20 protein-coding genes and 2 pseudogenes are annotated in these 26,925 nt (G+C 33.0%); 10 read left to right on the top strand and 12 right to left on the bottom strand.

The window, feature by feature from the left end; genetic code table 11:
- Nucleotides 1-216: 216 nt before the first annotated feature.
- Entirely contained in the window at nucleotides 217-1,188 is a 972-nt protein-coding gene (locus CDO51_RS10060; RefSeq protein ID WP_158212421.1) for a glycosyltransferase family 2 protein, read from the bottom strand.
- A gap of 77 nt (nucleotides 1,189-1,265) precedes the next feature.
- Nucleotides 1,266-1,631 carry a hypothetical protein gene (locus CDO51_RS10055; RefSeq protein ID WP_089024140.1) on the bottom strand — a complete coding sequence of 122 codons (366 nt, stop codon included), beginning with the start codon at nucleotides 1,629-1,631 and terminating at the stop codon, nucleotides 1,266-1,268.
- 438 nt (nucleotides 1,632-2,069) lie between these two features.
- Between CDO51_RS10055 and CDO51_RS10050 the strand changes: the two genes are divergently transcribed.
- Nucleotides 2,070-4,124 (top strand): methyl-accepting chemotaxis protein, encoded by a 2,055-nt coding sequence (locus CDO51_RS10050; RefSeq protein ID WP_089024139.1) that lies wholly within the window; start codon nucleotides 2,070-2,072, stop codon nucleotides 4,122-4,124.
- A 64-nt stretch (nucleotides 4,125-4,188) separates the two neighbouring features.
- Here CDO51_RS10050 and CDO51_RS10045 read toward each other — a convergent pair whose 3' ends face one another.
- The 9 genes from CDO51_RS10045 to CDO51_RS10005 all read right to left on the bottom strand — a co-directional run bounded on the left by CDO51_RS10045 (nucleotide 4,189) and on the right by CDO51_RS10005 (nucleotide 14,856).
- Nucleotides 4,189-5,286 carry a YkvI family membrane protein gene (locus tag CDO51_RS10045; RefSeq protein ID WP_089024138.1) on the bottom strand — a complete coding sequence of 366 codons (1,098 nt, stop codon included), beginning with the start codon at nucleotides 5,284-5,286 and terminating at the stop codon, nucleotides 4,189-4,191.
- A 100-nt stretch (nucleotides 5,287-5,386) separates the two neighbouring features.
- Nucleotides 5,387-6,685 carry a glycine/betaine/sarcosine/D-proline family reductase selenoprotein B gene (locus tag CDO51_RS10040; RefSeq protein WP_089024137.1) on the bottom strand — a complete coding sequence of 433 codons (1,299 nt, stop codon included), beginning with the start codon at nucleotides 6,683-6,685 and terminating at the stop codon, nucleotides 5,387-5,389.
- A gap of 26 nt (nucleotides 6,686-6,711) precedes the next feature.
- Entirely contained in the window at nucleotides 6,712-7,998 is a 1,287-nt protein-coding gene (locus CDO51_RS10035) for a glycine/sarcosine/betaine reductase component B subunit (protein WP_089024136.1), read from the bottom strand.
- Entirely contained in the window at nucleotides 7,995-8,408 is a 414-nt protein-coding gene (locus CDO51_RS10030; protein ID WP_089024135.1) for a GrdX family protein, read from the bottom strand. The genes CDO51_RS10035 and CDO51_RS10030 overlap by 4 nt, the downstream gene beginning before the upstream one ends.
- A 194-nt stretch (nucleotides 8,409-8,602) precedes the next feature.
- Nucleotides 8,603-9,244, bottom strand: a complete 642-nt coding sequence (locus CDO51_RS10025) for a GntR family transcriptional regulator (RefSeq protein ID WP_089024134.1) — start codon at nucleotides 9,242-9,244, stop codon at nucleotides 8,603-8,605.
- Nucleotides 9,245-9,842: 598 nt separating this feature from the next.
- On the bottom strand, nucleotides 9,843-11,222 hold the full coding sequence (locus CDO51_RS10020) for an MATE family efflux transporter (RefSeq protein WP_089024133.1): 1,380 nt from the start codon (nucleotides 11,220-11,222) through the stop codon (nucleotides 9,843-9,845).
- A 173-nt stretch (nucleotides 11,223-11,395) separates the two neighbouring features.
- Complete coding sequence (locus CDO51_RS10015; protein ID WP_089024132.1) at nucleotides 11,396-12,652, bottom strand: beta propeller repeat protein; 1,257 nt, start codon at nucleotides 12,650-12,652, stop codon at nucleotides 11,396-11,398.
- Between the two features lie 11 nt (nucleotides 12,653-12,663).
- Nucleotides 12,664-13,356, bottom strand: a complete 693-nt coding sequence (locus tag CDO51_RS10010; protein WP_089024131.1) for a copper amine oxidase N-terminal domain-containing protein — start codon at nucleotides 13,354-13,356, stop codon at nucleotides 12,664-12,666.
- 156 nt (nucleotides 13,357-13,512) lie between these two features.
- Entirely contained in the window at nucleotides 13,513-14,856 is a 1,344-nt protein-coding gene (locus CDO51_RS10005; protein WP_089024130.1) for an MATE family efflux transporter, read from the bottom strand.
- Between the two features lie 94 nt (nucleotides 14,857-14,950).
- Between CDO51_RS10005 and CDO51_RS10000 the strand changes: the two genes are divergently transcribed.
- The 4 genes and pseudogenes from CDO51_RS10000 to CDO51_RS15680 form a co-directional block, all read left to right on the top strand.
- Nucleotides 14,951-15,769, top strand: a complete 819-nt coding sequence (locus CDO51_RS10000; protein ID WP_089024129.1) for a MerR family transcriptional regulator — start codon at nucleotides 14,951-14,953, stop codon at nucleotides 15,767-15,769.
- A 327-nt stretch (nucleotides 15,770-16,096) separates the two neighbouring features.
- Nucleotides 16,097-16,234 (top strand): IS1096 element passenger TnpR family protein, encoded by a 138-nt coding sequence (locus CDO51_RS15490; RefSeq protein ID WP_205842214.1) that lies wholly within the window; start codon nucleotides 16,097-16,099, stop codon nucleotides 16,232-16,234.
- A 338-nt stretch (nucleotides 16,235-16,572) separates the two neighbouring features.
- Nucleotides 16,573-16,653, top strand: a pseudogene (locus CDO51_RS15685) (hypothetical protein); the annotation flags it as partial.
- Nucleotides 16,654-16,966: 313 nt separating this feature from the next.
- Nucleotides 16,967-17,074 (top strand): annotated as a pseudogene (locus CDO51_RS15680) (ImmA/IrrE family metallo-endopeptidase); the annotation flags it as partial.
- A 42-nt stretch (nucleotides 17,075-17,116) separates the two neighbouring features.
- Here the strand turns inward: CDO51_RS15680 and CDO51_RS13840 are convergent.
- Nucleotides 17,117-17,269 (bottom strand): hypothetical protein, encoded by a 153-nt coding sequence (locus CDO51_RS13840; RefSeq protein ID WP_158212420.1) that lies wholly within the window; start codon nucleotides 17,267-17,269, stop codon nucleotides 17,117-17,119.
- Between the two features lie 294 nt (nucleotides 17,270-17,563).
- Between CDO51_RS13840 and CDO51_RS09985 the strand changes: the two genes are divergently transcribed.
- From CDO51_RS09985 to CDO51_RS09965, 5 genes are all read left to right on the top strand, one after another.
- A complete protein-coding gene (locus tag CDO51_RS09985) occupies nucleotides 17,564-18,283 on the top strand; it encodes a YecA family protein (RefSeq protein ID WP_205842210.1) in 720 nt (239 codons plus the stop codon).
- A gap of 290 nt (nucleotides 18,284-18,573) precedes the next feature.
- Entirely contained in the window at nucleotides 18,574-20,796 is a 2,223-nt protein-coding gene (locus CDO51_RS09980) for an S-layer homology domain-containing protein (RefSeq protein ID WP_089024127.1), read from the top strand.
- Entirely contained in the window at nucleotides 20,793-23,180 is a 2,388-nt protein-coding gene (locus tag CDO51_RS09975; RefSeq protein ID WP_089024126.1) for an S-layer homology domain-containing protein, read from the top strand. The genes CDO51_RS09980 and CDO51_RS09975 overlap by 4 nt, the downstream gene beginning before the upstream one ends.
- A gap of 191 nt (nucleotides 23,181-23,371) precedes the next feature.
- Complete coding sequence (locus tag CDO51_RS09970; protein ID WP_089024125.1) at nucleotides 23,372-24,457, top strand: M42 family metallopeptidase; 1,086 nt, start codon at nucleotides 23,372-23,374, stop codon at nucleotides 24,455-24,457.
- Nucleotides 24,458-24,493: 36 nt separating this feature from the next.
- Nucleotides 24,494-26,158 carry a sodium:solute symporter family protein gene (locus CDO51_RS09965; protein WP_089024124.1) on the top strand — a complete coding sequence of 555 codons (1,665 nt, stop codon included), beginning with the start codon at nucleotides 24,494-24,496 and terminating at the stop codon, nucleotides 26,156-26,158.
- Nucleotides 26,159-26,925: the final 767 nt, after the last annotated feature.

Below are 26,925 nucleotides of genomic sequence, written 5' to 3'. Positions count from 1 at the left end.
TCCAATGGGGCCTTGAAGTTTCAATTCTTCTAAATTTGATGCATACTCAAGGCCGGTTAAGTCCGAAACTTAAGTTCTCATTTTCTTAAAATCTATAGGGGTAACTTGGGCTTCGACTCTTGGGATCAAACTTAATATCTTATCACTATTTAATATGAAAATGCTTTTCTTATAGTAGTTATACTTACATTGAATTCTTCTTTGTGTTTATCTACTCTATCGAATCATGCTAAAAGTCAGTAGTGTAATGGTTCTCTTCGAGTCATTAAAGCTGATGGTTAGTACCCACAGTAGGGTACCAATAATGAAACAAAACGCCCAAAGATATCCGAGAGAAAATTCCAAATAAATGGGCCATAAACTTCTCCACTTTCTGTTTTTAAACACATCAGAGTGCTTTCGAAGTAGGTGCCATCCCCCTAAGCTCCAGCGTGTTCGCTGTTTCCAGTATGCTTTGATAGTGCTTGGTACCCGAATAAAAGTTATTGCTCGCGGTTCAAACCATACGTTATACCCCTGTTTTTGGATCCGCCAGGTACTGTCAATATCTTCAGTGGCAGTACAGGACGAGAAACCTTTTACTGTTTGTAAGGCATCGGTTCTAAATGCTGACACACATCCAGATACTGTTAAAAGTTTACCGATCATACATTGAGCGCGCTTGATAAGTCCGATAATAGAAGCAAACTCGGCAGTTTGCTGTTTTTCAATTAAGTGAAATCTGTTAAAGGCATAAGGATTACCTGTGACGGCTCCTGTATTTTCTTTAAACATTAAGGGGTGAATTAACCAAAATAAAGCATCTTCACTCAGAATTGTGTCGGCATCAATAACGACAGTGACAGGAGTATATACCAATTTAAGGGCCTGGTTTAAGGCCTTTGCTTTTCCTAGGTTGTTCTTTAATCTTAAAAGGTGAAAATTATCTAAACCTGATATTTCTTCTTGGATGATAGATACAGTATCGTCAGTAGAGTGATCATCTATGAATAAGACTTGATACCTATTATAATTCAAGTTCCTAAGAGCTCGAGTAGTTAAACGAATATTTGCTTCTTCGTTTCGACACGGAACCATAATAGTTGCATAAGGCCACTCGAAGCTTTCTTCGAAAGGATAGGGTTCCTTCGAGGTTTCATACTTTCGCCAGTAGTAAAGACTTCCAACGATCCAAACAACACATAACAAAATAGGGAACAAAAACACATAAATACCAATGGCTCTAAGGACAGTTAGAAACAAATCCACTTAAAGCGCCTCCCATACTATTTTTCTTCAGTTACTTTTGGTTTAGAACCTTCTTTAGAGATCAGGATCTCTTTCCAATTAATTGGGGTGTGAGCTTCATATTTGAATTGTCGTGTTTCTTTTTCTTTTTGCCTGTTATTTCTGTATTTGGTCCATAGATAAAAGATTAATAAGATAAAGAGTGTCCATCCTAGAATCCCTCCAAAAGCTTTAAGAGTGGTCTGTATATTAGTTAGTGAAAAAAGTTCCTGTGTCCACAATAAACCAATCAACAACCACCCAGTGATATTGACTACCCAACAAAAGACCCAAAGTACCCAAGTCTTAGAAAATATCATAAAACCTTTTAAACCCTTAAAAAAACCCTGTAAGTTTATTTTCATAACCTTCCCCCCATAAAAAAAGCGTAACGGCGAGCCTATAAAACAAGGTGTGGTTTAGGATATGTGCGAGCGAAAAGCTAGGTGATGTTTTCTAAGCTATAGAGAACATTTAAAGAGAGAGAGGAGATTAACCGAAAAGAAATTTTAGAGAAGTTGAAGAAAGTTCTAGAAGTGAGGCTATGGATAAATATGTGGATAAAAATAAACTTTGATTTCTGTAACTATCATTCAGGTAAGATAAGAACTAGTTAGGGATTTATATTAAGGAGTATTATCAGTTTTGAATTAGAAATTTATCATAATGCTGCACTTTTGTGATAATAGCGAAAATTAGGGAAAAATGCTGGAACACCCCAGTTTTTTTGGTAATATAAGGATTGCAAAGAAAATCAAAACGTGGTTAAATTAGTGTAACAATTGTTAGGGGAGGGGAGTTAAATGTTAAAAAAGTACATAACTAATTTTGATATTAGCTTACAATGGAAGATTTTAATTCCATCTTTGATAGTAGTATTAGTTATTTTAGCGGTTGGTGGTACAACCATTTCAATTGGTGTAAGAGGATTAGTTACAGATATAACAACCGAAAATATTGAAGGCGATGTGGATATGGTAGTAGATAGCTTAAGTTCAGCAACGGAAAATAACAATATGTTTTCAAATATAATTGAAAACGAATTTAGTGATGATGCACATGCTATTGCAAAGATGATTGATAAAGATGAAGGCTATTTATCAACTGAAGGTCTTATTGAACTTTCTGAGCTTTTTAATGTAGATGAAATTCATGTAACAGATGAAGAAGGTGTAATTGAATATACTAATACTGAAGGGGCGAAGGGGCTAGATTTTACTGAAGATGATCAAACTAGACCCTTTATGGACTTAATAGGTGCATCTAGAGAAGAATACATACAAGACCCTAGTGAAAGAGCTCTTGATGGTCAAATGTTTCAATATATTGGTGTTTCAAGGTATGACGAAGAAGGTTTAATCCAAATTGGTGTAAATGTAGAAGAGTTAAATATTTTATATAATTTCACACAAAACCAAGCCCAGGGTATAGCTGAGGATACTGATCTAGGTGATACAGGTATGGTATTTGCAGTTAATGATAATGGTAGCTATAGAATTCATTCAGACCCTGACATGATAGGAAAAGAATTAGAGGAAGGTGAACTTTTAGATTATATCACTCAAAATGAGAGTACTAGTACAAATGTTGATTTTCAAGGTGAAGACTATTTTATGACATCTCAAAGCTGGGAAGATCTATATGTAGTTGGTATGTTAGCAACTAGTGAGATTGAAGAACCTGTAGATTTTTTTAATACTATTATGGTAGTTGCAGTAATATTAGTAGTTCTGTTTTTAACTGGATTAAACTATTTCATATTTAATAAGTTACTAAAACAACCTTTAAGTAAAATTACAAGAACAATAAACCAAATGAAAAACTTTGACTTTAGTTATACTGAAGACTTAGAGGATAAAGGTTTTACAAGAGATGAAGTTGGGGTAATTGAAGGTGCTTTAGTTAGTATGAGAGAAAATATTACAGGCTTATTAGATACAGTTCATAAAAAAGCTGTTGATTTAACTTCTTATTCAAAAGAGTTAAATACAAATACGGAAGAAAATACAACTGCAGCTAATGATGTGTCTCGAGCTGTAGAAGATATTGCAAATGGTGCAAATGATCATGCTGAAAGTACTGAGGAATCTTTAAGTAGTGCTGAAACATTAGGTAGAATAATAGATGAAGACCAAGAAGATGTTAAAAAGTTAATTGGTATAACAAAAGAGGTAACACAATTAAAAGAAGAAGGTGTTAATACCGTAGATAAATTAATTTCTGTAACTGAGGAAAGTAAAAATGCTTCAAATGAGGTTTTTTCTGTTATACAAGAGACTAAAGAAAATGCAGAAACTATAGAAACAGCAAGTAATACAATTAAAGATATAGCAGAGCAGACTAATTTACTTGCATTAAATGCTAGTATAGAGGCTGCAAGAGCTGGTGAATATGGTAAAGGTTTTGCTGTAGTAGCTGATGAAATTAGAAAGTTAGCAGAAGATAGTAATAAACAATCAGAAGAGATATCAAAGATTATAGATAACCTAATAGAGAAATCATCAGAATCTGTAAGCACTATGGATAGAGTAAGTAAAGAAGTTCTATCAGAGCAAACACAACAAATAAATGATACAAGTACTAAGTTTAAAGAGATAGCTAATAAAATTAATGAAATAAAAGAAACTGTAGCTAAGTTTGAAACTAATAGTGATGATCTACAAAAACAAAAGACCTCAATAATTAGTTCACTAGAAGACTTATCAGCTATAGCTGAGGAAAACTCTTCTAGTACACAAGAGATCTCTTCAACAGTAGAAGAGCAAACTGCCGCTATGGAAGAAATATCTAGAACAAGTGAAAACCTATCTCATCTAGCGGAAGAGCTAAAAAATGAAGTGGTTAAATTTAATTATTAATTATAATAAAAGTCTCCTACTCAAAACTTATGAGTAGGAGACTTTTATTTGAAGCTAATCAGAACTAATCTGCACCCTTACTAATACCTTCACTTACAATACCTGTTCTGATTCTTTTTGCTACCATAAAACCTAGGAGTAAAATACCTACGTATCCATTTATTACATAAATTATATTTACTAACCTATCGAAGGGAACTGATAATCCAATTATTATACCAAGGGTTGCTAGTATGATTGTATTTGCTTTAAACTTTGTAGTTCCTTCTTCAGAGAACCTTGCTACTACTTGCCATAGTAATGGAACTGTAGTGGTATAAATACCTGCTACTACAATACCAGAAAAAAATACAGCTAAGCTAGAATGAATATTTCTTGCTAATATTAAAGTCGGAACCATTGAATCAGCTAAATCACTTATATTAACCATAATACCTATTGTAACAATAATTAATGCTACACTAAAACCTGTTGCACCACATATAGCACCTAATTTGGCATCTGTTTTACTCTTTGCTGATGCACCGAGTGATGACATAAAAGCTGCTAACCATAACATACAAAAACCAACATATGAACTTGCTGCAAAGAACCAGTTTGTAGAAGCTGTCATTAAATCTAGTGTTGGGATTAGTTCATTTGATGATGTCATACTTTCTGGACTTCTGACTAAGGAAATTATCCCTAGAATAATTGTTAGCACTATAAGTAAAGGTCCGATTCTTCCAATAACATCAACTATTCTGTTGAGTCCAAATAATACTGTGATAGCAGCAAGTATACCAATTGAAACGGCACCTAAAAATACAGGCAGGCCAAATTGCTGGTTAATAGTTGCTCCTGCTCCGCTTATCATAACAACACATGAAGAGTATATGAAAATTATTGAAAAATAATCATAAAATGTTCCTATTATATCTCCGCAATAATATTTATATATCTTACCACCTTTTATTCCATGATCATAACCTGTGGTAATAAAGTCTATTCCTACATACAAAAACAAAAGAAATACAACGACTACCCCTAAAACACCCATATATCCATAAGCACTGAAATATTGTAAGATTTCTTGACCAGTAGCAAAGCCTGAACCAATTAATAGAGCGATAAAAGCACCTGCATATGTCATTACAACGGTCCAATTAATCTTATTGTCCATTTTAAATTTACTCCTTTCTGATGTAGAGAAGCCTATTAAGCTAGCTAAAAATTAGCACAACTTAATAGGCTTTTCTATTTTTTTAAGTTAACCTAGAAATTTAAAATTTAGTAGGACTAGACACCTCAGTAGTTAATCCTTTTAACGCTCTTTGGATTAATTTTTTTCTTAAGTCTTGTTCAGAAGCGTCTAATAATTCAGGATTTCCAATTGGGTGGGGGATCGCTATTGTAGGAACAATTCTATTTGCACCTACTGACTCAGAGATGGTTGTAATTGTGGACATATGAACAATAGGTATTCCATATCTTTCAATTTCTTTTGCCATCGTTGCACCGCAACGTGTACAAGTACCTCATGTTGAAGTAAGAATAACGCCGTCTACGCCACTATCTTTTAATTCTTGACCAATTTCAGTTCCAAATTTAACCGAATTACCAACTGAGGTTCCGGTTCCTGTAGTTGTATAAAAATAATCATGAACCTGTCCAATTGTGTTGTTTTGTTCTAATTGTTTTAAAATATCTAATGGCACAACTCTGTTGGGATCTTCATTTGCATAAACTGGATCAAAACCACCATGAATTGTACAATATTCATCGTGTAGGGAATCCTTATCACTAACATTGTATTTGTCCCATTTTTGGGCACTTGCTGATTGAATCTTATCTGGGTTTCCTTTTGGTACAATTCCTCCACTAGTTACTAATGCAAGAGTAGCCTTACTTAAGTCTTCTATTGGAGGAGCAGCTTCAACTTGATCAAAAGTAGGCATTGGAAGTTCTGTTTCAAATGGTTCATCTTTTAAACGCTTTAATAACATATCTATAGCTCTTCTTGAACCCTTTTTATCAGAAAAGATAGTTAGTCTTTTTCCTTGTGGGATATATCCTTCTTCTTCAGGTCCTAACAGCTCTTCATCACTCATGATTTTTTTAGTAATACTTGCCATAGCTGAGATAGCTTTTTTCATGCCTGCTGCAGAATCAGCTGTTTTAACTACTATACTATTAGCTCTACACACCTCTACTCCAGGGTTTTCTTCATACATACCAGTTACAACAGGTATGTTAAACTTTTTAACAATTGAATCAGCTATATCAGCACATGCCATGCCATAACGTCCTGCGTTAAATGCTGGTCCTAGTACTAATATATCTGGTTTTTGTTCACTAACCATTTTGATTATTGTGGATAATGCTTCTTCTTTATGTTCATTAAAGTAATTATCACCACAAATAACTGTTCCAACTACATTTCCATCTGACTCTAGTAAACTGTCAAAACCCATTGCCGGTCCGATAGCTTTTTCTTTAAAAACAGGTTCCATTCCAGCTTGTTCTTCTCCGCCTATTTGTCCAAAAAATTGATTTACATAATATAAAACTTTAAAACTCATAATTTTAACCCCTCTCCTTTAGATGATTAATATAATTTTACAGTTAAATTGTGATAACCAATTTCTGAAGTAGCTCCAATAACTGCGTTTAATTCACATCTAATAGTGCCATCATTTTCAAGACATCCTTCCCAACCACCAGCTAGTGTAGCTATAGCACGGTCATCACCTAATACTTTATCTGCTTTAGGTAATGTAACTACATGACTAACATTACCTGTAGATACAACAGCTTTTGCTTCAGGTGTGGTATCTGCTAAAGGTTGGCTCATTCCATCACGTCCGGCACATTCATCAGTAATTAGAACTGTCTTTATATCTTCATCTTCTAGTTTTTTACAGATCATTAAAAGGTCTGAATCAGGGTTTCCATAACCTTCTTCAGAGATAACTACTCCATCAGCACCTAATGACTTACATAGTTTTACAGTATAGTCACATGTTCTAAATTTACCTGCAAGAGTAGTTACTTCTGGAGTTAAAATTACCCCTTGGAAATTAATTTCCTTACCATGTTTTTCGTAGAGGTCTAATATTACTGAGTTATTTTGATGTTGATAGGTGGTGATTTTATCACAAGCGGCGACACAATTCCCACTTATAACAGCACCATCTAGTTCTTCATTGGGATGAATATAGGTTGGTAGTATATCTTGGGTATTGACACCATAAACATATCCATCGTGTAATAGCCCTTGTGAGATAAGCATTTCTACATATGCAATTTTAGGTAGATCTGGGTATTTTTCAGTTTCTTCATGAACGTTTCCTAAATTATAATTTTTGATTTCATCAGGTTCTACCTCATTAGCAGCTTCTCCAATTATTTCAGCAGCCCTTAGACCTGCAAATCTTACCGTTTGTTCATGGGTATGGGGGTCTAATCCGTCTATAGGAGTTATATCAACTACAATATTGTAGGTACTAGAAAATGGGGTCCACTTAGCACCCTCACCCCACATATCAATTACACCCTCTTGAAAACCTACAACATCACCTATTGTAACTACTGCTGCACCATTTAGTACATTTACCTTCCCAGAACCAAGTTGTGCCATGTCAGATGAAACACCTGCAAAACCTTTACCTTCACCTTCTATTTTTAACCTTGGTTCGATTACATCTTTTACCGGAATAATTCTTACCTTTTCACCTGGAACAGCAATATCAACTTTAACATCTTTGATATTTACATCTTCCTTTAGTTCATCGATTATTTTTTTCTCATTAATGGTTAATGTACCATTTTCAACTTTCATTTGATCTCCTAATTTTAAATCAGTAATATTAATTTTTCTTAACTCAAGATTCACTGTATTGCACCTCCTGAAAGTGTGTGATTATCGTAGAACAAGCTTTCGCATTCCTTTAGAGAAGAGAGTAATAATTGATAATCGACATTTTCATAATCGTGCTTATTATCTGAATCTTCTCTTCTTGTAGCAGCATGCTTTTGATAGGTTACGATACTGTTTTCTATAGTTTGAATATAAAAGTCGTTGATTGTATCTTGTTTCTCTTTAATAATAATTGAGCGATATGGTGAATAAAGCATTCTAATACTTGCTCCTAAAGGGTGAGTAACTAGTTCAGCCCCTTTGTGCACTAAATCACGAGTTTTTGTAAGTACATCTTCAAAATCTCCTTTTATATAAATTGCCTCTTGAAATTCTTCTTTTACCTTTGGATTATTAGTAACTATTTGATAGCATTTTGAACTCATGACATATCACCTCTCTTCATTCTTTTTTTAGTGTGTACTTAAACCAACTCCTTTCCAGTTGATTGAATACACTTAGGACAAGCTGTGTATTTATTTATAATTTTAATTGTTTTTCTGTTGTATTTCAATAGTTTATCAAAAAATTCTAAAAAAACTGCACCCAAAATATAAATTTGGGTGCAGTTAAATATTGTCTATAGCATTTCATTCTTTATTTTATTGACAAATTGATCAATATGTTCTCTAGTATATTTTTCTGCATTTTCTGTATCCTGTTCTTTTATGGCCTTTAAGATCTTACCTAGAGTATCAGAAAATAATTCTATATTATCGAAATATTGTTCACTATAATGCCATAATCTCTCAGTATGATAATGTAAATAAGTTAAAATTTCTTGTAACCATGGATTACCACAACTACTATATATTATTTTATGAAACTCTTCATCTTTATCAATAGCTTTCTGATAATCTTTTTCTATATTATAGCTCTGTAATTCATTCATTATTTCTTCTAATTCTTTAATTTTATCTGCACTAATTCTTTTAACAGCTAGTCTAGCAGCGAATGGGTCTAGTTCTCGAGTTAGTTCAAATATAGCTTTCATTTTCTTAAAATCTATAGGCGTAACTTGGGCTCCGACTCTTGGGATCAAACTTAACAGCTTATCACTATTTAAAATATGAAATGCTTTTCTTATAGGAGTTCTACTTACATTGAATTCTTCAGCTACTTCTACTTCATTTAATACATCACCTGGTTCATATTTAATATGAATAATTCTTTCTTTTAATAATTCATAAATTTGATCTGCATCGTATTTTTTTTCATTCATAACTATCCTCCCTTACCCCCTAATTTACAGTCCCTCACTTTGATGTTCAATAAACCTTGTATTAGTCCATTTTATCATGAATTATGGTAAAAGTCAGTAGTACAGTGGTTTGCTTAGATGAAGTGGTAGAACTGTATCTATTTTAACACTTCTTTTTTCGTCATGAGAGGTGATTTAGAAGTGACAGAAGTTTCTGGGTAGAAATAATGGAGGGAGGATGAGAAGTTATCAGTAGCAAGTAAACTTAGTTAGAAAAATACCAGCAGATACTGCTAGTCAATTATAGATATAAGTGAGTTATTTTATAAAGGTCTTAATATAGTACAAGTTTCAGATTAGCATTTCGACGAATAGACAATAACTTGCCGGTTTAAAGAGGTACAAGTTTAGATGAATCCTAATTAGAGTATTGAAATTAAAAGAGGACTGGACGCATCCAGCCCTCTTAAGTGTAACTCGAAGCTATACACTGCTATTAGTTATATTCTGTTCTACTATAGTTCCACTTAAATTAGAGAAAATAAATTTGAAAATCACTATCATAATCCATAGCACAAAAGCAGTTTGATATTTTAGATATTAAAGTTAACTTATGTAGTTATCCTCGCTGAAATTTAGCAAAAGCTAGCTCTTTTTTCAAAGTTGTGTAGAGCCAGAGTATTAAAAATACAAAGGAAATAAACTCAGATATCGGAAAAGCAAACCAAACTAAGCTTAAATTTCCTGTTAAAGATAAAAAGTAAGCTATAGGTAAAAGTAAGATTATCTGTCTAAAAAAAGATAGAGTCAATGATGGGACACCTTTACCAATCGCTTGAAAAGTTGTAGCGCCAATGATTGCTGGCCCAATTACAGGAAAACCGATACTTATTCTTTTAAAGGCAGTTACTACAATATCCATTAACTCTTCACTTGCAACAAATGGACTAGCAATTATACTTGGTATTGTTTGAAATAAGATAAAACCAAGACCTGTAAAAAGACCTCCTATTAAAGCTCCATAACCAATTACCTTTTTCACTCTATCTACATTTCCATTACTAAAATTGTACCCAACTAGAGGTATGTACCCTTGATTTAACCCAAAAACGGGCATGAAAACAAAAGATTGTATTCTAAAATATATACCTGTAGCAGATAAAGCTAGATCATTTAAGTTACCTACAATTATGTTTAGCCCACTTATCATAATTGAAGCTAACATCTGCATTACAGCTGCAGGAAGTCCTACTTTATAAATATTTTTTATAATGTCTTTATTAACCTTGAAATGCTTTAACCCATTTTTAAACTTAGGTTTTACTTCATTATCTCCCTTTAATAATTCGTAAAGAACAATCAAGAAAGTAACTGTTTTACTTATTACTGTTGCAATAGCGGCACCTTGAACCTCTAAACGAGGTATAGGGCCTAACCCATAGATTAAAATAGGGTCTAAGATAATATTAATAATGGCACCTGTTATCATACCTACCATAGGGATTAATGTATTTCCCTGACCCCTTAGGGCATCACTAATTAGAAAACCAAAAAATAGTGGTAGTGATCCCATTAAAATTATCCGACCGTACTGAAAAGCATATTCTGCTATTAAAGGATCATCTGAAAAGAGATAAATAAAACTTTTAGGTAAGAAAAAACCAATAAAAAAGACTACAGCACTATAAACCAAAGATATAAATAATACGTGCTCTGTTACGCTAATAGCTCCATTTCTATCTCCTCCACCTAACATTCTAGATATTAAAGAACTTGTTCCGACACCTGTTCCAACTGATAGAGCGATTAAAAAAATCTGCATTGGAAAAGCAACAGAAAGACCAGCTATAGCTTCTTCATTTACCTGTGCTACAAAGAAACTATCCACTACATTATAAAGTGCTTGTATTCCCATAGACACTATACCAGGTAGTGATAGCTTTAATAAAAGAGGCAAAATTGGATCTGTGCCTAGTTTTTCACTACTTGCAACCTTCATAGATTAACCTCCATTTCAAAAACAGTAATTTAAAAGCATTTAACTTCTCCTTTGGTAGAGATTACACCATATCCAACTATTTCTATTTTGACACGACCTAAAAATAAATTCAACTAAATCTATACTATTACAAATAAGCCCTTGATCGGATTACTCGCCGATCAAGGGCTTATTTAATCAAGAGATATTGTTTCCCAATCAGGTGGGTCAAAAACCACCATTGCCTTTTTGTTAGCAGCTGTATCCCAAATACCATATAGATAGCCATCTTTATCTGGGCCTACTATACCGTGTGATAATTGTTCTCCATATTCAAGGGGTTCACTGTGATGAGTAGCTAATAAATGAAATGTTCTACCATGATCACCTGATCCAACTATAAAAACGGGCTTTTCATCATCATACATTGAAGGAAGAGCAATGTATATCTCAGAACCGTCTTTAGCATAAGGAGCTGTTGCATATTGTCTATATGTTGGTTGTTGATCCCAAACACCAATAGCTCTTTTTAACTGAAAGTTTTCTTCATTATTTTCGAACTCTTTATCTCTAGGGATTTCTAATAAACCTACTCTAGTACCACCACTATCTCCACCGTAGATAAGTGTATGGATAGTAGGAGCTAAAAGTGTTGGTTGAAGTTGAGTATGATCAAGCTCTGTTTCTACTGATATATCCCTCCAAGATTTTCCCATATCATCACTTATATAAATACTGGCATTAGGGCCATCACCTTGTGAGTTCCAGATTCTACCCTGATAAGGGTCATAAACTGCTGTATGATGATGTAATTGATATTCATCATCATACATTTCTGCAGTTCTAATATTATCCCAAGACTTACCACCATCAAAGGTGGCCCATAGCTTACCTTTACCGTCTCCTCTTTCAGCTATTAGAACTATCTGTTCTGGTTTATACTCACCGTGATACCACGTGTTACCAAACATTATAGGGGTATGGTCAGAGGTGAACTCTTTTTTAAGAGTATAATCTCTATCAAATTCTTCTGAGTAATATATAGCACCTCTATTTTTTTCTCCTTCACCATCTGTTACTACTACATATCCAGATGCTGTTTTAGTAACAAAATAGGGGGTACCGTATCCATCAGATTTAAAATCATAAACATTGTCATCTGTTTTGATTTCCATTTCTTCAAAGGCATTATTAGCTCTCCACAAAGTGTTTTTATGTCCTGTTCCATATATCATACCATCAATACCAACACTTGTAGGTTTAGTAGCCGGTTCATAGTTTTCTACTGAAACAATGTCTAAAGTTCCTTTAGGATCAGCTATTATTTCACTGTCAGATTCATATGTTATTTCTTTTGGGAGATCCTTTTCTTGATTATTACTACATGAGTTTACAAGAAGAAGATTAAATATGATAGTGAAAATAAGGATAATTTTCTTATTTAATGTCATACTATCACCTCTTATTTAATAAACCGCGGCTCTATAAATCCTAAACCTTTTCCTTCACCTTTTATTTCAAACTTAACTATATCTTTAAGGTTAAGGTTTATTTCTATTGGCTCTGTGAGATCAGATTCAATTTCTCCTGTGTCATAAATTTTACCACCATCAGCAAAGAACTGAAATGATCCAATATTTTCATCTTTTTCACGGGTACTCCAAACCTTATCGGGTGCAATTTTTACTTGAAAGCTATCATAATCTTCATTTAAAAAGTATTCGTAATGTAACTCACTAAAAAACTTAGAATAACTTCTATAAAAGTGATAACCATCTGAATACTCTTCCATGATATTAGTAGTAAAAGTATCAAACTCTTTCCAGTCTTTAGATGAGGCAGTGATAGTATTCATATCTTTCATTTTAATATAACTTTTGACTTCACTACCGATAGAAATACTATTCTTTTCACTATCCCAGTGTACATCTTTGTCTAAAGCTTCACTTATTACCCTAATAGGTACATAGGTATATCCTTCATAGATGAAAGGTTCTTTCTCAGTCTCTATTCTAGAACCATCAATATAGATAGAAATGTCATTATACAGTACTTCAATTTGCTCTCTCACCTCTTCTGCAAATACTGTTGAAACTAATAATAATGTTAATATTACACCTATTAAAATACCCTTACATTTTTCTTTTGAAAACAATTAGATCCCCTCCTCGATTGTATTAGTTCAACATAATATATTTCTATTTTAACATGGTTTTTCCTTCATAAAGATAAATTGGCCGTTTAATACCACGGCCTTAGTGTACCGATTGATACATAGTCAACTACTGATTACTTTGTAGATGACTATGATCTAGATCTTACCTGGTATAACACTACTATCGGTAATAGTACCTTTTTTGTAATAAAGATATAAAATTGTTGATAATAGTAAAGTTATACCTTCATAGACAAAAGGGGAAAACCAGATTCCAAAATCACCTAAAAGGTGTGGGAAAATAAGAAGTGTAGCTCCTACAGCTAGGTATCCTCGAAGTAATGAAATCATCACTGCTTGTTTAACTTGTTTTAAGGCTGTGAAATAACCAGATAAGATAATGTTTATACTACATAATAAAAAGCCAATGCTAAAGGTTTTTAATCCATATACAGAAAGATTAAATGGTTTTTGTTCTTGTGAATCTATAAATAGTGATACTAGCTGTTCAGTAAAGAATTGAGATGATAAAAAGAAAAATATAGAAAAACCTAATCCTACCTTTAAGGCTAACTTAAGTATGTTATGGATATTAGCTTCATTATCTTGACCGTTGTAATAACTTATTAAAGGCTGCATTCCTTGGTTTATCCCAATCATAGTCATTAAAACTAAATTATTAAGATACATTATGACACCAAAGGCAGCTAAACCATGAGAGCCAATAAAACGTCCTATCGTAAAGTTAAATACAAAGATAGTAAAAGCAGCAGACAATTCATTTAAAGATTCAGGAGTACCGATAATGAATATGTCTTTAATATAGCTTAGCTTAAAGTCTGGTTTTACAAACTTTAGCTGAGATTTACCCCAGATAAAATAGCATAAGAATACTATATAAGATATAAGTTGTGAAGAACCAGTTGCAATAGCAGCACCTTGAATACCGAAATCTAACTTAATAACTAGTAGATAATCGAGCCCAATATTTATTAAAGCTGCTAATGTTACAACAATTATAGACAGAATAGGAAAACCATCAGCTTTTACAAGTACTTCTAAAGAATAAGCTACTATGAAAAATGTACTAAAATATACTATTATCTTTAAATAGTCCATCACAAGTGGTAAAGTTTTCTCTGTAGCACCTAAAATAATAGCTAGATCCTCTAAAAAAACTAATGAGATAATAGTTAGAACAATACCGATAATAGTTAAGACAATAAAATTTATAGTAAAAATATTATTACTTAAACTATTTTCTCCCTTTCCTAAATAATAAGTGATCAGAGTAGAAGATCCCACAGCTATTAGTAACGCTACAGCAAATATAGTGTTAATATAGGGCATAGATAAGTTAACTGCAGCGAGAGCTTTTGATCCTATTCCCCTTCCTACAAAGATCCCGTCTATCATTGTATAAATTGAAAAGAACCACATAGCTGATATTGACGGTACTGCATACTTTAAAAAAACCTTTCTTAAATTTTGTTGTTCCATTTGATATCTTCTCCCTTTTAGTATTAAAATAGTGATAATTTATACTATAAACCTTGGTATCATACCAAGGTCAAGAATAAAAAAGGGTGATAATATGAAATATGAGTATACTATAGGAGAAATATCACGATTATATGATATAGGACAAGACTCACTACGATACTATGAAAAGAAAGGACTTATTTCTCCCAAAAGAAAAGATAATAGCTACAGGGTATATACATTAGATGATATCTGGAGATTAAATATCATCAAGGATTTACGAAAATTAAATTTTTCTACAGAAAAGATACGAGAGTATCTACAAAATAGAAATACTCAAACTACTATTGAATTAATGGAAAAAAAGATAGAAGTAGTAGAAACAGAAATAGAAGCATTACTAAAAATGAAAGATGACTTAACTGATAAAGTTTCTAACTTAAAATTTTATAATCAAATTGAGAATGTTGGTAAGTTACAACTTAAACAAATTCCTAACAGGAAGATAATCTTGATTAATGAAAAGATGTCTATAGATCAAGAGGTAGATCTAGCTTTTAGAAAGCTAGAAGGTCAAGATGATAAAAAGCTATCATTACTTGGAAATAAAGATATGGGTGTTTTTATCTCAAAAGAAGGTATAATAAATGAGGATTATTACGATTATGATAAAGCTTTTTTTATAGTAGATGACACAGAAGATTATAATGCTTTCTTATCTGAAGGACTATATCTAACAACAATCTATAGGGGAGGGTATGAAAAAAGTGGTGTACTCTTTAGAGAAATGAAAGAATATATAGATAAAAACAACTTAAAAATTAGTGGGGAACCCCTTGAGATATATCGATTAGATATTCATGGTACAGAAAACAGAGACGAATTTATCACAGAAATTCAGATACCTGTTACTAAGACTCTACATGTATGATAAAGCCCTAGGTTATAATGGCTAATAAATGGAGATGATTCGAAAGTGAAATCATATATTATAAGAATTGAACTAGAAGAATCAAATCCGCTAATATGGAGACGGGTTATCTTACCTTAGTCAAGTCAAATTCGTAAAGATGTAATCGTCATGTGGAAAGGAAAATAAGATAGTAACTAATGATGAAGAAGCTTATCATGGTCACCAGCATTACAAGACAAACAAGAAAATGTATGAAGAGCGATTGGCGAACAAGCCACCAGGGATGTATGAATTTGAAAAACGTCATCAGGAAAGGTTCAATTAAAAGTCTGTAAACCTACTGGTATAAAGATAGATGAATTTCCAACCCTACTAGATGGAAAGGAAACAGCACCGCCTGAAGATGTAGGTGGGGTACATGGTTTTTATGAATTTTTAAAATCTTATTGTGATCCTCAACCAGACTTGCTACCAGATTGTTGAAGATAAGTATCGGAAATGAGTGATCCATATTTATGAAAAATAAATTGTAATAATATTACTATGTAGTTCTTTAGTTTTTGCAACTAATAAAGAGGTGGAGATAGAGTTAAGTGATGGAAAAATAGTTAAATTAGAAAGCTAGTTTTAGAGATAGTGATAATTACAGTTATACTGTAAGGCTTGATGATAGAAGTACCTATACTTATAGTAAAAGAGGAAGTATGGTTTCTGGCTTAACTTCACCAGATCTTTCAGAAAAAAAGATTGAAATAGGAGAAGAAGCTATTCATATTTATGAACAAGAATAACGTCAAATTAACCCTCTTGGATTTTTCTTTATGCTCTTTGGTTCATTGGGTCCTTTGAAGCCTAAACTAGCTTGGTATTTAGAAGTGAGATGGAAGATAAGAGACTCAAAACCGTCTGGACTTGCTTTAACTGTTAATCGCATGGTCAGTGGATTGATTTTTATTGTTTTTCTAAAGGATAACATGCACTTTTCCAGGCAGTTAGCCCTCCAGTAAAGTTAAGTACTTTCTTAAAGCCTTTTTGTTTCCAAATACTAGCTGCTGTCATAGAGCTAGTACTAGTTTTTTACTACCTTTTATCAGAACTAGGTCTATTTATTTCAAAATAACTTGTATAATGGTCAGGTGCTTTAGGCATATCAGTTAGTAAAAAAAGTCTCTAGTTCTTTATGTATAATAAAACCTGTTAAAGCTCTATATCTTTATAACAAAAGGGGATATAAAAATTCCCGTTATTCATACTGCTCAACCTAGAGTATACCAATATTTTGTAGCTTGGCATGAGATTTATCATTTGCTTTATGATGTTAATTAACTGAAATATGGGCAGTGATCACAATTAATATCGCCTTCATCAGTAACTTTGATTTCTTGTGTTGAACTTAGTTATGATTTCATACATATTATCAATAAAAATTTGATTATAACCTTTTCCTTCAAAGTTTCTAAGGCAGAATAGATGATGCCCCAGAATTTCTAAAAGTTTTAACGTCAGCTTTTCTGTCATAAAAAAGTCACTCCCAAGATAATTTATAAAAAATTATACTTAGTCAAACCAACATCTGTCAACCTAACGTAATCTGTTGGGTTGACAACATGATAGAATAATTACTACGCTTTTTCGCAGAGGCTCACAAATCCATGTAATGAGAATAACGAAATAAGTGATAGGAGGAATGAATAATTTCTAAATTTAATAGGGACTTGTGCTAAAGATCTAGTTATAGTAAAAGGTATTTAGTAACAAAAAGAGAAAATATAGTAATAAAAGAGACTATTTATCAGAAAGGTGGTTTTTATTATGGCTAGAGAGCTAGTTTTAGATTATATAATATCTTCAATTAACTTGTATGGTATAGTTCCTAAAAATAAAGTGGTAGAGATATATAATATGCATAATAAAGAACAGATAGATATTGAAACTATTAATGAAATCTCACAAGAAGATCTACAAGCTTATGGAACTAATTTTGTAGACATATATGGAGATTATTTTGTTCATGAATCTATTTTAGAATTTAATGAGTTTCAAGACTACCTTCAGAAAAGTAAGGGAAAACCATATTATATTCCGAGTCAAGAAGAGTTATTGAATTATAAAGATGACTTATATTTTGAACGAAATAAAGAATTTGAAGTTTTGTTGAAATACTTAACTGACAATATATTTGAAGGTGATAGAGATACCGCCGAAGGTGTATGTGATGATATTCAGGGAATATGTCAGCATGGATTTTCAGTAAAGCAAATTTTTAATTTGTTTAATATCAGAAATATAGTTTTTGATAGTGAAGATCAAGTTTCAGAAATAATGAATTTAGTAAAGGACCTTGCAAACAATACAAGACTTTGGGAGAACAATGGACATACTCCAAATGAACTTAATGAAAGAATAGAAGTACCAAGTTTAAGAGAATCCCCTAAAAATCCTAACCAAAGAACAGTAGGTAAAAAAATAGGTAGAAATGAACCTTGTCCCTGCGGTAGTGGTAAAAAATATAAAAAATGTTGTCTTAAATAGTTATTATTTAGAGTAAGTAAATAATTGAAGAAGTAGATATAATGAGACCTAAATCGGTGATTCAATCACCGATTTTTTATAATAGCCCATCTTAACTAGCCATCTAATATATTTCTCTTTCGTAACATTCTTTTTTCCTTTAGATCTAGTGATCTACAGTGTAATATTTTTATGGAAAATTTATCTAAACAAGCAACTTTTTAGGAGTATATTCGTCATAAGAACATAGTAGTATTATTAGGTTAGTTTAAGGGTTAACTATAAATTAATAATCAGGAGGTGTCTTAATTTTGAAAGTTTCAGCAATTTTATTGGCTCTACTGTTTTCTGTTACAGCTCTTAGTGGTTCTATACTAGCTAAAGAGGATCTAGAACAAGAGACCAATTTAAGTGAAGATGAGGTCATCGAAATGGCTGAAGAGGTTCATCCTCTTACCGAAAAACTTAATTTAGAAGGAAGTGAATACCATGAAAGTCAAGAGTTGTGGTATTTGAATTATCAATCTGATCATGATGATAAAGTCTCTTATACCCTATCCTTTAATATTTGTGATGAAGATGAAGTGATTGATTCTAGCTCTCTTAATGTAAGAGATCTACCAGAAGAGGAAATCGATTATGTAGACTGGGATGAAGGTAAGGAAATGGCAGAAGAATTTTCAAAGGATGCAGGATTTGATTTAGATGAGAAAGAGGGTTTTGAATTAGAACCAAAAGAACTAACAGATCCAAAAACTCCAGACAATTATGCTTCTGATATTGATCATAGATATGAATACAGACAAACTGCCCATGGTTATGAAACTGATAATTCTATTTCTGTAAATGTTAGCTCAAGGACCGGTCATGTATCATCATTTAACAATAATTATGACACAGATCTTAATTTTGAAGAACCAAAAGAAGTCTTAGCTGAAGAAACAGCAAAAGATCTATTTATAGACGCCGGAGGCACATTAGAATATAGAACAGATACAGATAATGAAAATTTCATATTAACATATAGCCCTATTGTAGGTAGCGAAGTTACTATTGATGCAGAAACGGGAGATTATCTAGATCAAGATGGAGAAGTTTTAGATCAGGGTGAAGTTGAAGATAAAGGAACTGAAATAGACCTAGAAATGGGCGCTTTTTCCCCTGATAAACTGGATGAGCCTATAGATAGACGAGATGACCGGGAAAGAGTTATGGATAAAGTAAAAGAAGTTGTTGATTCTAAGTTCGATATAGAAGGTGAAATATCTACATCCGGAGGTGGTGGGTCTAGCACTCGAGGACCTCTTATTACAGATAATGTAAGAGGTAGGTATAAAGGCGATGATCCAAGGATAGAATTAGCTGTTTCCTTTGAGACAGAACACGGTTATTTGTATGAAATCCGGGTTGATTCTAGAGGGGACACTCCCCTAGTGGCACTCGGTGGAGAAGAATATACCGAGAAAATCGAAAAAGCACTTACAGAATTAGAAGAGGATGAAACAGAAGAAAACTTTGAACAATTGGGTAGATTGTACTTTGATAAACTTGCCCCGGACTTTGTTGATTATTTAGATTATGATATTTCCCTAGAAGAAGTAAATGAAAGTTTTGGTAAAGCCTATAGGCTTCGTTTCCCTGTAAAAGCTTACGGTGCTTCGCTTTCATATAGTTCTCTACAATTAACTATCTGTCAGGAAACTGCTAAACTTTCGAGATTTAATATCAGAACACCAATTACCGATGACTATATTGATAAGCCGAAAGATGTTATTTCTGAAGAAGACGCTTTAAAGAATTATTTAGAAAAAACAAGTATAGAACCTAAATACGGTGATGATGGAGACCTAGTTTTTGAATTTGATAACAAAAAGTACAATCAGATAAATGCAGTCACGGGAGAATTGATAGAAAGACATATAAGAAAAGGGTATGAACTTTCTGATATAAAAAGAGCTGATGATGAAAAGTTAATAGAATGGATGAGTACCTTAGGAGTATTTATACCTGATGATGATGGAGTAATTGATGGCGAAAAAACAGTTAGTAGAGGTGAAGCTACCCGAGTTATCACATCTTTAACAAATACACCGCGATATACTACTCCACCAAGATCTAGATATAGCTATCAAGATGATAAAAACCTTTCTGATGTAGATGAAGATCATCCACATTATCACGCCATTGATAGGATATATAATCTTGGCCTAGTTCCAAATAGAATGTTAGCTGGTGAAGAGTCAAATGAATATAAACCAGATAAAGAGATAACTAGGGAAGAACTAGCACAGATGATAGTAAAAACAATGAACCTAGAAGTGATCACTAGAAGTGATGATGAATTAGATCTAGCCTATGAAATAGAGGATAAGAATGAAATTCATGACAAAGCTTGGAACAGTGTGGCAGTAGTAGTGGCATTAGATATTATGTCACTAGAAGATGATCAATTTGAACCTTTAGAGTATATGACTAGAAATGAAATTTCTCAGGTTTTTGACAGATTGATTGAACTCGGGAGGTTGGTACAATGATATTTAATAGAAATGGTGAACTAACATTAAAAAATCTAGTATCTTTAGCTGTTTGTTTAATGTTACTATTTTCCCCAGTCACATCAGAGGCTTATGAAGAGGAAGTGGTTGAAAAAGATCAGGGTGAAGTAACGGATGAAAAAGAGACTGATAAAAGCTATGAGCTTTATGGGAAGCGAGCAGAAATAGATGAAGATATCAGATCTCAGTTAGATCTAGCATCAGAATATAGGCTAGATGAATTAGAAGAACATCACCGAGAAGAAAACAAATTAAACTACACATACATTTTAGAAGATGACAGGTTAAAAGTGTTATATGATAAAAAAGAGGATGTAATTACATCGGTTGATAGAAATATTTCTATGGATAAACCAAAGCTCTCTCAGATTACAGCTGATGAGGCAAAAGAAACAGCCCTAGAATATGTAGAGAATCTGTATCTAGAACTTTTAGAAAAAGAAAAGCTAGATACAGATCCATTGGTGGATAGAGAACTTGATGACAGTCATAGAAGGGCTTCGGATTATAAATTCACATTTATGAGAATTCATGATTCGATACCTGTACAGGGTGAAGGTGTAACTGTGGAGATAAATTCGGTAACTGGTGAATTAAGTAGAATAGACAAAAAACTTTCCGAGTATGATAAGTTCATTTCCCTAAAAGAAGATGTATCAAAGGACGAGGCAAAAGAAAAGTTGATAGAAGGCTTACCCCTACAAAAAGTATACATGCAGGCTTTAGATCATACTGAATTTCAAGAACCCGGACTATATTATACTTTCTTGGGTCAATTAGGGGTCGAGCAGACCGGTATGACCCGAAGTAATTATTTTGTAGATGCTAATACAAAAGATCTATTAAACCGAGGTTTTGAAAAAATAGATAAAGACAAACTAGAAAAAACTTTAGCTGAAGATGGAAGCTTGACAGAGGACTTTCTATCACAAGAAGGAGTCACTATAGAGGCTAGTGAAAAACCTGATGAAATTACTGAAGATGATGCGAAAGAAATAGCTGAGGTATTTGTTAAAAACCTTGGCTTTAAGAATTTTGAGATAGAAGGAGTTAGTGAAACACAAGGTGTCAGGAGGTCTCCTCTAGGAACTGATGATGATAGATTAATGTATGAAGTTAATTTTAACCACGAAGATATTGATGAATTCAGACAGTTACAGCTACAAATTTGTCAAAAACAAGGTGATATTCACTTTTATGAGCTCCACCATAGTGTTATAGCTCAGATCATAGACGATTTAGTAGAAGAACAACCTGAAGAAATAAATATTGAAAAAACAGCAAAAAGAACTCTTGATAAGATGTCATTTGCTTCTGATGCAATGCTTATAAATAGCCAAGACCTTAATGTCGGTGATGAAAAGAGTCATCTGAAAATAGAAAATCCCGAAGACTATTCGCCAGGTTCAGTTGCTAGAGGATTTGAATATAGTAAGGTAGTTAATAATATCCCTGTAGAAACAACAGGTTACAATTTTAGAATTGATATGGCTACAGGACTAACTAGTAGCATCAATCATATTCCATTAAAGGAAGATGATTTACCTGATCCTAAAGAAACAGAAATCACTTTAGAAGAAGCTAGAGAAAAGTTAGTTTCAAACCTAGATATAGAACTAGTATATATTCCTCATCGAGTAGAAACTGAAAAAGAATTGATGGAACTAAAAGAAGAACCAACAGTTGAAATGCGTCCTGTGTTCAAACTTAAGCCTTATGCTCACACTCCAAGTTATCAAGAGGGAGCACCCTATGTTAATAGTGAGTCAGGTGAGATCTACAATTATGAAGGTACTTCTTTTGTAGATAAGAAAATATTTGACCTGGTTGATGATAAGCACTGGGCATCGTCTTATCTAGAACTAGCCTTAGCTCAGGATTTTCTTCCTTTAAGACAGGGAGAGCTGTTACCTGATGAAGAGATAACTAAGGAAGAGGTTAGTGTACTACTAAAACAGATGGTTTATATGGGAGAGAGAAGTCCTGAGATAGAAAAAGAACCTTATTTTAATAATATAGACAAAAAACATCCCTATTTTGAAGAAATTCAATTAATGACTAAAAAAGGTATTTTCGATAAAGAAAAGGAAAGCTTTCCTTTAGATAAAACAATCAATAGAGAACAAATGGCTGAGCTAATAATTAAAAGCTTAGACCTAGATATTTTAATAGAAGATGATCTTAAGTTCCCCCTTAACTTTGAAGATGTAGATGAAATTTCACCTGAAAGAAAGAATTATGTGGGCCTTGTAGCCTGGCTTGATATTATGAACGGAGATGAAGATAGGTTTTTACCTAAAGATGATCTAAGTAGAGCTGAAGCGGTAACAGTGCTATACAGGATAGATGAGATAGAAGTTTAAGAACTAATAGTTAAAAGTACCCGGGGTTTATTGCCCCGGGTTTCTCTTTTTCAAAATCACAGTTTTTTATGAAGCAAACAGAAATCAAGCTTCAGTTTAGGTAATTTTTTAAATCATGACAATATTAAGCAAATTATTCATTTTCAAAATGTTAGACTAATTTAATAAAACTTATTTATGGAGGGATTAATTTGGAATTTAATAGAGAACAAGTGCTAGCTAGACTAAAGGGAAGAATGAAAAGTTTATCTGAAGCTCATGGTATATCAGGGTATGAAAATGATGTTAGTAACTTAATTATTGACCTACTAAAGGACAAAATAGATACATATGAAGTAGATAGGCTGGGGAATGTAATAGCGTTTAAAAAAGGTAATGGAAAACACAAACTTATGGTTACAGCTCATATGGACGAAATAGGGCTGATGATTAGGCGAATTGATGATAATGGTTTTATATGGGTTGATAGTATTGGAGGGGTAAGGCCTCAAAACTTATTTTCAAGACCAGTAACTATAAAGACAGAATCGGGGTATATAAAGGGTATTATTAATCATATATGTCCAGGAAGGCCTGAAGGTATTAGTAAAGTTCCTAGTTTAGATGAGTTTTTTATCGATGTAGGTGTAAAAAATAAAGATGAAGTAGAACAATTAGGTATAGAAATTGGAAATCCTGTGATATTTGAATATGAAGTTAGGTACTTAAACAATAAAATAACAGGAAAGGCATTAGATGATAGATTATGTGTATTTATGTTATTAGAGTTACTAGAGCAAGTTCAAGATGATAAAGAATTACCCGATCTATATGCAGTATTTACTACTCAAGAAGAAGTTGGATGTCGTGGTGCAAAAGTAGCAGCTCATAATATTAAGCCAGATGCTGCTATAGCTTTAGATGTATCCTTAGCTAATGATCATCCTGCTACACCTGATAGAAAAGTTATAACAGAAATGGACAAAGGTCCTGTGATTAAAGTGATGGACTTAATTAAAGGGCCAATGATCGGACTGATTTCTTCTCAAAAGTTGTTAAAAGCTTTGAAGAAGCAGGCTAAAGACATAGATCTTGATTATCAATTAGAAGTATGTACAAACCTTTCAACTGATGCGGCTTCTATTCATCTAGAAAACGGTGGTGTCCCTAGTGGTGCTATAAGTGTTCCATGTAGATATGTCCATGCTTATGAAATGGCTTCTATTGATGATACTCTTGAAGGCATTAAATTATTATCTGAATTTGTAAGGAATTATCCAACTGACTCAATTGTTTAAAGGTAAACTTAAAATTTATTAAAGGAGTTGAGAGGTATGGAATGGTATTATGTTATACCTGTAGCATATCTAATTTTATTAGTATGTATAGGTATTTACATTGCCAAAAGGCAAGAAACCCGTTCGGATTTCTTTGTTGCTTCTAATAGAATGGACGGTGCAGTACTTTTTGCTACGATTATGTCTACAGTAGTAGGTGCTAATACTTATATGGGTTTTAGTGGTGATATATTCGAAACAGGAATGTCTAACTACTGGTTATTATTTGGTGCAGGGATGTCATATTTTGTCTTGTTTTTTATATCAGGGAAAATAAGAATGATTGCTTCGAAATATGAAGTATTTACTCTGCCAGACTTAGTTGAGTTAAGATACTCTAAACCAGTTGCTATTATTGTAACTATGTTTTCTCTAGTAGGACTAGTAGGTGGTGCTGGTGGCGGTATACTTGGAATTGGAATCATATTAAATTCATTGTTTGGTATTGATGTTACTACTGCCGTTTTAGTAACTGCTGTAGTAACTATTACTTATACAGCTTTAGGTGGTCTTTGGGGTGTTGCGCTTACTGACTGGTTTCAAAGTATAATAATGATTATAGGTGTATTTCTAATTTTAACATTTGGTGTTAGTGCAGTAGCGCCTAGCGGAGCATTTTTTACTGGTTCTTTTGAAATAGTTGAAGTTTTTGAAGGTAATATAGGTGGTGAATTTATAGATCCACTAGCGGGTATGACTTTTGCTCTAGGATTAGCTTGGACGATAACTTTTATGCCGTTAAATACAATTTCGCAAACGTCAATTCAACGAGTTTATGCTGCCGAAAATGTTCCTCAAATTCGAAAGATAAGTTTATTAATGGTGATTTTTATCTCACTTGTTCTGACTTTTGGTTTGTCTTTGATTGGTCTTTTGGGAAGCGGTATATTCACTGAACTCGATAATGCCGAAGCTGTGTTTCCTATGTTAAGTTTAGAGCTTTTACATCCGGTGATAGGTATGATAGTAGTTACAGGTATTATGGGGGCTGCAAAATCTACGGTAGACTCAAACTTTTTAGGATCTGCCATTCACTTTTCGCGGGACATCTATGAAGCCTATATGAAAACTTATAAGAACAAAAAAATTGATGATAAAGAGGGGTTGTTTGTAAGTAGGGTAGCAATTGTAGTCATTGGGGTTGCAAGTACTTTAGCAGCATTATGGGCACCAGGTATAATGGACCTACTAGTTATGACACAACAGATTTTTGCAGGTGCTACATTTGCACCTATAATTTTAGGATTTTACTGGACACGTGCAAATGCCCCAGGTGCTATGACAGGTATTATATTAGGTGGAGGAACTATGTTTTTATCAAACCTTATAGAAATCCCTTTAACTAATGAACCCCTGATTGCAGCCCTGCTATTATCAATAATAGGTGTTATTGTGGGGAGCCTGTTATCAAGCGAAGATAAAGAGAATGGTGCAGTATTTTCTTTTGCTACTAATATTACTAAAAATGACCTAGTTTTGTTAGCTTTAACCGTGTTAGTAGTTGTAATTTGGAGTTTAGCATTGATTAACCCTAGTGCATGGCCTTACTTAATTATTACAACTGTTGTTCTATTAGGAGCTTCTATAGTATTCTTAGTTTATAATTTCATAAAAACTAGGATTAAAGCTCAATCAACTAAACAAAAAACAATTAATCAATAAATACATTTAAAACACATTATATACCCTGAAGAGGGAAACTGCCTCCTTGATGTTAAAGGAGGTAGTTTTATTTATAGAGGTAATATAAATGTACTATTGCAGTTGGTAAGTATATGTTTGACAAAGGTATCGTTAATGGTGAATAGTATAATTAGGAGGTAGAGGTATTGAGTAAATAAGATTTGTTTAGTTGGTTTGATAATTATGAAAATTTTTAACAGAGTGCAAATAAAGTGAACCAGTTACACTAACTCTTCCTAATTGAATGGGCGAACACTCGGAAAGGGTACAGGGGAATAGCCAATAGCTGGATATTATCAAGGTCATTAACAAATAAATACCTCGTATCTTTTGGATATGATGACTTATCCAAAAGATACAAGGTACTGAACTCAAATCATTGAACCGCCAAGTACCGAACGGTACGCTTGAGTGGTGTGAGAGGTCGGTAGATAATTTGTTATCTACCTCCTACTTGATTTTATAAAATTTTTGTAAAGTAGGTACCTTTTGTTGTTAAACTTCAAAGAAAGTATTAAAATAACTGAAGGGTACTTATGTGAATATAAGTGTACTAGAGTCTGTCAAGTAATTGGTGTAAACATTCCGATAATGCATATAAGAATAACTTAATTACAGTATAAAATGCTGAAGAAATCGAGGGAGTTTCCTTAGATAAGGGGAGCATCTCCCTCGATTTATCATTTTTGTTGTTATATGGTAACTAGTGAGTAAAGAACTCCTAGTATACAACTACCCGAGAAAAA

It is taken from the genome of Natranaerobius trueperi (assembly GCF_002216005.1).
GTDB classification, from domain to species: Bacteria; Bacillota; Natranaerobiia; order Natranaerobiales; family Natranaerobiaceae; genus Natranaerobius_A; species Natranaerobius_A trueperi.
Note: the sequence above shows the minus strand (reverse complement) of the source record. Positions and strands in the feature narration are given on the sequence as shown.

What these genes read in the sequence shown, in the direction of transcription:
- CDO51_RS10000 (WP_089024129.1), top strand. Translation starts at nt 14,951, where the DNA reads ATGAAATATGAGTATACTATAGGAGAAATATCACGATTATATGATATA.
- CDO51_RS09985 (WP_205842210.1), top strand. Translation starts at nt 17,564, where the DNA reads ATGGCTAGAGAGCTAGTTTTAGATTATATAATATCTTCAATTAACTTG.
- CDO51_RS10020 (WP_089024133.1), bottom strand. Translation starts at nt 11,222, where the DNA reads ATGAAGGTTGCAAGTAGTGAAAAACTAGGCACAGATCCAATTTTGCCT.
- CDO51_RS10045 (WP_089024138.1), bottom strand. Translation starts at nt 5,286, where the DNA reads ATGGACAATAAGATTAATTGGACCGTTGTAATGACATATGCAGGTGCT.
- CDO51_RS10030 (WP_089024135.1), bottom strand. Translation starts at nt 8,408, where the DNA reads ATGAGTTCAAAATGCTATCAAATAGTTACTAATAATCCAAAGGTAAAA.
- CDO51_RS09975 (WP_089024126.1), top strand. Translation starts at nt 20,793, where the DNA reads ATGATATTTAATAGAAATGGTGAACTAACATTAAAAAATCTAGTATCT.
- CDO51_RS10055 (WP_089024140.1), bottom strand. Translation starts at nt 1,631, where the DNA reads ATGAAAATAAACTTACAGGGTTTTTTTAAGGGTTTAAAAGGTTTTATG.
- CDO51_RS13840 (WP_158212420.1), bottom strand. Translation starts at nt 17,269, where the DNA reads ATGACAGAAAAGCTGACGTTAAAACTTTTAGAAATTCTGGGGCATCAT.
- CDO51_RS10015 (WP_089024132.1), bottom strand. Translation starts at nt 12,652, where the DNA reads ATGACATTAAATAAGAAAATTATCCTTATTTTCACTATCATATTTAAT.
- CDO51_RS09965 (WP_089024124.1), top strand. Translation starts at nt 24,494, where the DNA reads ATGGAATGGTATTATGTTATACCTGTAGCATATCTAATTTTATTAGTA.
- CDO51_RS10005 (WP_089024130.1), bottom strand. Translation starts at nt 14,856, where the DNA reads ATGGAACAACAAAATTTAAGAAAGGTTTTTTTAAAGTATGCAGTACCG.
- CDO51_RS10050 (WP_089024139.1), top strand. Translation starts at nt 2,070, where the DNA reads ATGTTAAAAAAGTACATAACTAATTTTGATATTAGCTTACAATGGAAG.
- CDO51_RS10025 (WP_089024134.1), bottom strand. Translation starts at nt 9,244, where the DNA reads ATGAATGAAAAAAAATACGATGCAGATCAAATTTATGAATTATTAAAA.